The organism is Exiguobacterium sp. s168 (assembly GCF_018619035.1).
GTDB classification, from domain to species: domain Bacteria; phylum Bacillota; class Bacilli; order Exiguobacteriales; family Exiguobacteriaceae; genus Exiguobacterium_A; species Exiguobacterium_A acetylicum.
The window spans coordinates 8033-14389 of the sequence record NZ_JACSNE010000043.1 but is presented as its reverse complement, the minus strand read 5'-3'; the positions used below and the strand labels follow the sequence as shown (position 1 = coordinate 14389).

The 6357-nt window shown below is 45.4% G+C and carries 8 protein-coding genes, 1 tRNA gene, 1 rRNA gene and 1 other RNA gene; 2 read left to right on the top strand and 9 right to left on the bottom strand.

The genetic code is table 11. The features are described from left to right. The 7 genes from KNQ15_RS16265 to tadA all read right to left on the bottom strand — a co-directional run. Positions 1-71 (bottom strand): 16S ribosomal RNA (locus KNQ15_RS16265); the annotation flags it as partial. 333 nt (positions 72-404) lie between these two features. Beyond that, positions 405-623: a YaaL family protein gene (locus KNQ15_RS16260; protein ID WP_023469883.1), complete on the bottom strand. Its 219-nt coding sequence runs from the start codon at positions 621-623 to the stop codon at positions 405-407. After that, positions 620-1219, bottom strand: coding sequence for a recombination mediator RecR (gene recR, locus KNQ15_RS16255; RefSeq protein WP_023469882.1), 600 nt, complete (start codon positions 1217-1219; stop codon positions 620-622). The genes KNQ15_RS16260 and recR overlap by 4 nt, the downstream gene beginning before the upstream one ends. A gap of 18 nt (positions 1220-1237) precedes the next feature. Beyond that, the gene (locus tag KNQ15_RS16250) at positions 1238-1558 is read right to left on the bottom strand and encodes a YbaB/EbfC family nucleoid-associated protein (RefSeq protein ID WP_029343040.1); all 321 of its coding nucleotides are present in this window, start codon (positions 1556-1558) and stop codon (positions 1238-1240) included. Between the two features lie 18 nt (positions 1559-1576). Beyond that, a complete protein-coding gene (gene dnaX / locus KNQ15_RS16245; RefSeq protein WP_214730080.1) occupies positions 1577-3262 on the bottom strand; it encodes a DNA polymerase III subunit gamma/tau in 1686 nt (561 codons plus the stop codon). 95 nt (positions 3263-3357) lie between these two features. Continuing rightward, positions 3358-3624, bottom strand: an RNA gene (gene ffs, locus KNQ15_RS16240) — signal recognition particle sRNA large type. A gap of 48 nt (positions 3625-3672) precedes the next feature. Further along, entirely contained in the window at positions 3673-4179 is a 507-nt protein-coding gene (gene tadA, locus KNQ15_RS16235) for a tRNA adenosine(34) deaminase TadA (protein ID WP_029343038.1), read from the bottom strand. Between the two features lie 108 nt (positions 4180-4287). On the opposite strand from tadA, the gene KNQ15_RS16230 reads away from it, so the two are divergent. Then, complete coding sequence (locus KNQ15_RS16230) at positions 4288-4917, top strand: deoxynucleoside kinase (RefSeq protein WP_029343037.1); 630 nt, start codon at positions 4288-4290, stop codon at positions 4915-4917. Further along, complete coding sequence (locus tag KNQ15_RS16225) at positions 4914-5591, top strand: deoxynucleoside kinase (RefSeq protein ID WP_029343036.1); 678 nt, start codon at positions 4914-4916, stop codon at positions 5589-5591. Before KNQ15_RS16230 ends, KNQ15_RS16225 begins: the two co-directional genes overlap by 4 nt. Before the next feature lie 72 nt (positions 5592-5663). On the opposite strand, the gene KNQ15_RS16220 is transcribed toward KNQ15_RS16225, so the two are convergent. Beyond that, the gene (locus KNQ15_RS16220; protein ID WP_029343035.1) at positions 5664-6128 is read right to left on the bottom strand and encodes a DinB family protein; all 465 of its coding nucleotides are present in this window, start codon (positions 6126-6128) and stop codon (positions 5664-5666) included. 102 nt (positions 6129-6230) lie between these two features. Then, positions 6231-6320 (bottom strand) — tRNA-Ser (locus KNQ15_RS16215). Between the last annotated feature and the right edge of the window lie 37 nt (positions 6321-6357).

Genomic DNA, 6357 nt, shown 5'->3' with positions numbered 1-6357 from the left:
CTGCGCTCGACTTGCATGTATTAGGCACGCCGCCAGCGTTCGTCCTGAGCCAGGATCAAACTCTCCATAAAGTGTTTGACTTGCTCGTTTTTGTGACCGAAGTCACGATTGACGAAGCTTGCGCTTCATTCATGTTTGTATTCCATAGAATACGTTTTTTGCCTCATCGTTCAGTTTTCAAAGTTCGTCCGCGCCTGTTTTGGCGACTCAATTAGAATACCAAGTCTGAAACAAGAAGTCAACAACTTTTTTGAAATTGTTTTTTACTTGTTTGCCGTAAGCGCTCGTCCTCTTAAGGACATGAATTAATATATCACGATAATTAGACATGTGCAACTACTTTATTAAAATAACTTATAGTTTTTTTAGAGCATGTAAAAACCGCAGACAAGAATGGCTGCGGTTTACTTCATCATCAATGAGACGCGTCTTCTTTTTGCTTCGCTTATATAGAAGAAATACAGTGATTCCGCTAACTTCATTTGTGCTTCTAAATCACCATAGTCATCATAGCTGATTTCTAAGAGATGACGCTTCATCAAATAATCTTCTTTTGCTTTTGCTAATTCTTCTAACAAACGCTGGTCGTACTCACTGCGAATCTTCTTTCGAAACCAACTCATAGTTCGCGACGTCCCTCCATTGCACGAGATAACGTCACTTCATCTGCGTATTCAAGATCTCCACCAACCGGAAGACCATGGGCAATCCGAGTGATCCGAATACCCGTTGGTTTTAACAGACGCGATAGATACATCGCTGTCGCTTCTCCTTCGATGTTCGGATTGGTCGCTAAGATGACTTCCGTAATCGCTTCGTCCGCTTGAAGACGTGTTAGTAGGCTAGATACATTGATATCCTCCGGACCGATTCCTTCCATTGGACTGATCGCTCCATGCAAGACATGATACAACCCTTGGTAATCTCGCATTTTTTCCATTGCAATGACATCCCTTGAATCTTGGACGACACAGACAATCGTACGGTTTCGGTGTTTATCTGTACATACATAACAAGGATCTTGATCCGTGATATTCCCGCAGACACTACAGTAGGCAATGTCGCGCTTCGCACTGACCAATGCCTTTCCGAACATTAAGACATCGTCCTCTTCCATATCAAGGACATGAAACGCTAGACGAACTGCTGTCTTCGGACCAATCCCCGGCAGTTTCGTAAAACTTTCGATCAAACGACTAATCGCTTCAGGATATTGCAAGTGGTTTCCTCCTACGAATTAAAACATTCCCGGCAGATTCATACCTTGTGTGAATTTCCCCATTTTACTTGAGACGAGTTCATCGACCTTCTTCAAAGCATCGTTTGTTGCAGCTAAGACGAGATCTTGAATCATTTCAACATCATCTGGATCGACGACTTCTTCTTTAATGATGACATCTACAATATTTTTATGACCATCTGCAACGACTGAGACCATCTCTCCGCCTGCTGTACCTGTCACTGTTAAGTCTTTTAGCTCTTCTTGTGCTTTCGCCATATCCTTTTGCATCTTTTGCATCTGTTTCATCATATTGTTCATGTTTCCCATTCCGCGCATCTGTATTCCTCCTCGAATTTAATCTTCGAACTCTACGATATCACCAAAACGACCAAGCGTCTCGGACAATAACTGATCGCTCTCCGATTCTTGTTTTGTTTCCTTCTCTTCTATACTACTACTATTTCGCTTAGCAACAAACTCTGCTTTCAGTTCATGCCAATCCTTTGAAAGAATCGCTAAAATTTCGCGTTTGACGCCGCATACTTCATACAATGCTTCTTCAATCACAAAACGTGTTCGTTCATTCGTCATGACCTGTTCAAAGTGCCATCCTTTACCATCATCGAATTCAATCAGCAACGTATCCGCCGAACAAAGAACCGGTTTACTTTCATGAAGTAACGAGTAAATTGGTCCATCTTCTTTTAATATCCATTTTAAGATGTGATCCCATCTCTCTTGAATCTCACGTAGCTGAGCTTTTTCTGCTCGCCCTAACATTTGACGAATGCGCTCTTTCGCGATCCGAACGGTCGGTCGTCCTTGTTTTCGCTTCGGTTGTGCTTGTGGTGCAGCCGCTTCTTGAGCCGGAACACCATTTGACTTCCACTGATGCATCTGTTCTTTCATCTCGCGGACTTCCTGTTGCAACGATTGGACGATCTGTCCCGTCGTTCTCCCTTGTTCCGCAATCTGAATGAAGGCAATCTCAACGAGGACCCGCGGATGATTCGTCAATCGCATCTGTTGTTGGCAGTCATGTAACTGATCAATGATCGTAAAGCACGTCTCCGCTTCAATCGATTCAACGAATTGTTTGAACTCATCCGTTGGGCGAGCACGCTCTAGCAAGTCGACAGCTGTAGGAGAGGCTTTCAACAACAAAGTGTCCCGGTAAAAGAAGACGAGATCCTCAACGAAACGTTTTAGATCTTTTCCCGCTCGTTGCATCGTTTCAAGCGTCTGCAATAACTGATCGACTTGATGTTCATGTAAGGCACGAGCAATATTCAATAACGCTTCATCTTCTACTGCCCCTGTTACTTCAAGAACAGCCGCATCGTTTAGATCACCATTCGAAAATGCAACCGCTTGGTCGAGCAGACTCAGCGCATCACGCATACCACCATCCGCCGCTCGGGCAATCAATCGTAATGCCGTATCCGAATACTCGATCGATTGGTCTTTTAAGATATATTGCATCCGCTCTACGAGTTGATCAACTTCATGCCGCTTCACATCGAAACGTTGACAACGTGAGATGATCGTCGCCGGGATTTTATGTGGTTCTGTCGTTGCTAGGATGAAGATGGCGTGTGCCGGCGGTTCTTCTAGTGTTTTGAGCAAGGCATTAAAGGCACCTGTCGACAACATGTGCACTTCATCAATGATGTAGACTTTATAAGTTGCTTCTGAAGGGGGATATTTGACTTTATCCCGAATTTCCCGAATCTCATCTACGCCGTTATTGGAAGCCGCATCGATTTCGAAGACGTCCGGACTTGATCCTTCTGTAATCGCAAGACACGTTGGGCACGTATTACACGGTTCTTTGACCGGAGCATGCTCACAGTTGATTGCTTTGGCGATGATTTTGGCAAGACTCGTCTTTCCCGTTCCCCGAGGACCCGAAAATAGATAGGCGTGGGACATCCGTCCCTCCATCAATGCATTTTGGATTGTGCGGGTGATATGCGCTTGTCCAACGACTTCGTCGAATCGTTGTGGACGGTACACGCGGTATAGTGCTTGATAGGCCAAGTTTGCGCCTCCTCTTTTTAAGTTCCTCATTCTATTTTACCTAAAAAAGTCTACAACCGAAACCGGCTGTAGACTTGTCTTTAAAAATTAAACTGCCGCGCACCATATTCTGAAATATGTTCAACATGCGTTACTCACGCAGCCTGCTCAGTCCAAGCACCCCTACAACACACAGAGAGCACCACTTAAGGCTGCTTCCTTCCGGACCTGACCTGGTTCATGGGTATCTGTTGCGTAGGACTCAAACGTCAACGCTACTTACGTGAGGCAGACCACACCAATCATATCCCTCGACATGGAATTCAGTCTCGCTATAGCGGATTGCGAGTGACAGGGAACCGCTACATCCCCACCTAGCACGGCAAATGGTTTATCGATTTTTAGTGGCACCTTGTTTCAGTGCTTTTTCATTATACTGTTTCATCTGGTGTGATGCAACCCATTGCCCGCTTTCGCGCTTTCTTTTTCGCGCGCAGTTCCCGAAAGAACGTCGTTAGCATCTCACCACACTCTTTTTCTAATATACCGCTCGTCAGCTCTGAGACATGATTGAACCGATCGTCTTGCACTAGGTTCATCAGTGTTCCACAGCATCCACCCTTTGGATCAACGGCCCCAAAGATGACATGTTCGATCCGTGACAGCATGATGGCCCCAGCACACATTGGACAAGGTTCAAGCGTCACGTAGAGCTCACACCCTTCAAGTCGCCAGTTCCCGAGCTTTTGGCAAGCTTCCTCAATCGCGATCAACTCGGCATGTGCCGTCGCCTGCTGATCCGTTTCCCGGTGATTGTAACCCGTCGCGATGACTTCATCATCTTTGACGATGACACATCCAATCGGAACTTCACCGATCGCTTCTGCCTTTTTTGCCTCTTCGATTGCAAGACGCATATAGTGTTCCTGTCGTTCCATCGATGATACTCCTCACTCTAAAAAAATTCTCCTTTTGAAACTTCAGCAAGTCGTACTTCTTTGTGCTAAAATATAAATTGCACTTTGCTGAACGGAGGGTCATTGTATATGTTCATAACGGTTGAAGGACCGATTGGTGTAGGCAAAACATCACTTGCGAACGCCATCAGTCACCATTTCTCTTTTTCTATGTTACGCGAAATCGTCGAAGAAAATCCCTTTCTTGGAAAGTTCTATGAAGATATCGAAGAATGGAGCTTCCAGACGGAAATGTTCTTCTTGTGCAATCGCTTCAAACAACTCGATGATATCGAACGTCATTACCTCAGTAAACAACGCTCTGTCGTTGCTGATTACCATATCTTTAAGAACTTGATTTTTGCACACCGCTCTCTAAAGGTAGAGCATCTTGAGAAGTACGAACAAATCTATTCGATCCTGACGACAGACATGCCGAAACCGGATGCTGTCATCTATTTGAACGCAAGCATCGACACCTTGATGAAACGTGTGGCATTGCGCGGACGAGAAATCGAAGAAAATATGTCACGTGCTTATCTCGAACAATTGGCCGAGGATTACGAGACATTCGTCACGGAATACCAAGCCAAACATCCGGAAGTCAAAATCATCCGTTTCGACGGGGATGAACTCGACTTCGTCAAGCGACCGGAAGATCTCGAGTACGTCTTGACGACGATCCGGAACGAATTATATGAAGGAGCGAACCACGCATGAACTTGAAGCTACGCGAACAATACAACATCCCGGCAGATGCCGTCATTACGATCGGCGGTATGGTCGGGATCGGTAAATCAACGATCACAAACGGATTAGCAGATGCCCTTGGTTTCCGGACGTCACTCGAAAAAGTCGATACAAACCCTTACTTGGATAAATTCTATCATGATTTCGAGCGTTGGAGCTTCCACCTCCAAATCTATTTCCTCGCTGAACGCTTCAAGGAGCAAAAGCGGATTTTCCAATACGGTGGTGGTTTCATCCAAGATCGTTCGATCTATGAAGATACAGGGATCTTTGCTAAGATGCATTTTGAAAAAGGAACGATGTCTCCAACGGATTACGAGACATACTCAAGTTTGTTTGACGCAATGGTCATGACACCATTCTTCCCACATCCGGATCTTTTGATCTATCTTGAAGGCTCATTCGAACAAGTACTAGAACGAATTCGTCTTCGCGGACGTGAGATGGAGCAACAGACACCAATCGAATATTGGGAAGAGATGTACGAACGATATACGAACTGGATCAATAACTTCACAATCTGCCCGGTACTCCGCTTGTCGATCGACGAATACGATTTACTGAACGAGCCAGAATCCATCGACCGGATTCTCGCGAAGATTGAAAAGCAGCTTGAAGTTGCTCGTATTGCCAATACACGCTAACTGATTAGATCTGCCTCTTAGGCGGATCTTTTTTTGCGCAAAAAAGGAGACGCGTTTCGCATCTCCCTCGCATTAACCAATCACTTGATTGATTTGTTCCATATGGTGTAAATCATGTTGAGCCATCGCTCCAAGGAATTGACCAATCGTCAATTCTTTGTCTTTAATGACGACCTTGTCCTGCAGGCGTTCTTCCGGAATCAATTCGACCGCACGACTCAACAAGTCACGACTGACTAAAAACTCATCAATCGTCAAGATCCGTTGCTGCTCACGGCTCATCTTCGCCGCTTCCTCATTGACCGCTTGGCTATCCGGTGCGACTCGGAATGGTTCACCCGCGAGCAAGTACGGAATACGCTCTGCGACCATGAAGCGATCCCATGGTGATAAGTGACCGATGATCTCAGCAACTGTCCACTTACCTTCTGCATACGACGTCCGCCACGTCTCTTCTGAAATCTGTTCTAAGTCTTTTACATATGTCATCGTCATCGCATAATGCGAAAGCAACGATTCTTTTGTTTGTTCGTTCATTTCGTCCACCTCTTCTTCGTTTTTCACGTAGGCAACCATAGCACGCACGAAGAAATCGATGCAACAAAAAAGCACCTCAAAATTGAGATGCTTCATAAAAAGCGGAGTCGGTGGGATTCGAACCCACGCGAGCCTTGCGACCCCTAACGGATTTCGAGTCCGTCCCCTTCAGCCGGACTTGGGTACGACTCCATGATTATATTTATTTTTGGGTAAAAAAAAAGAAGTG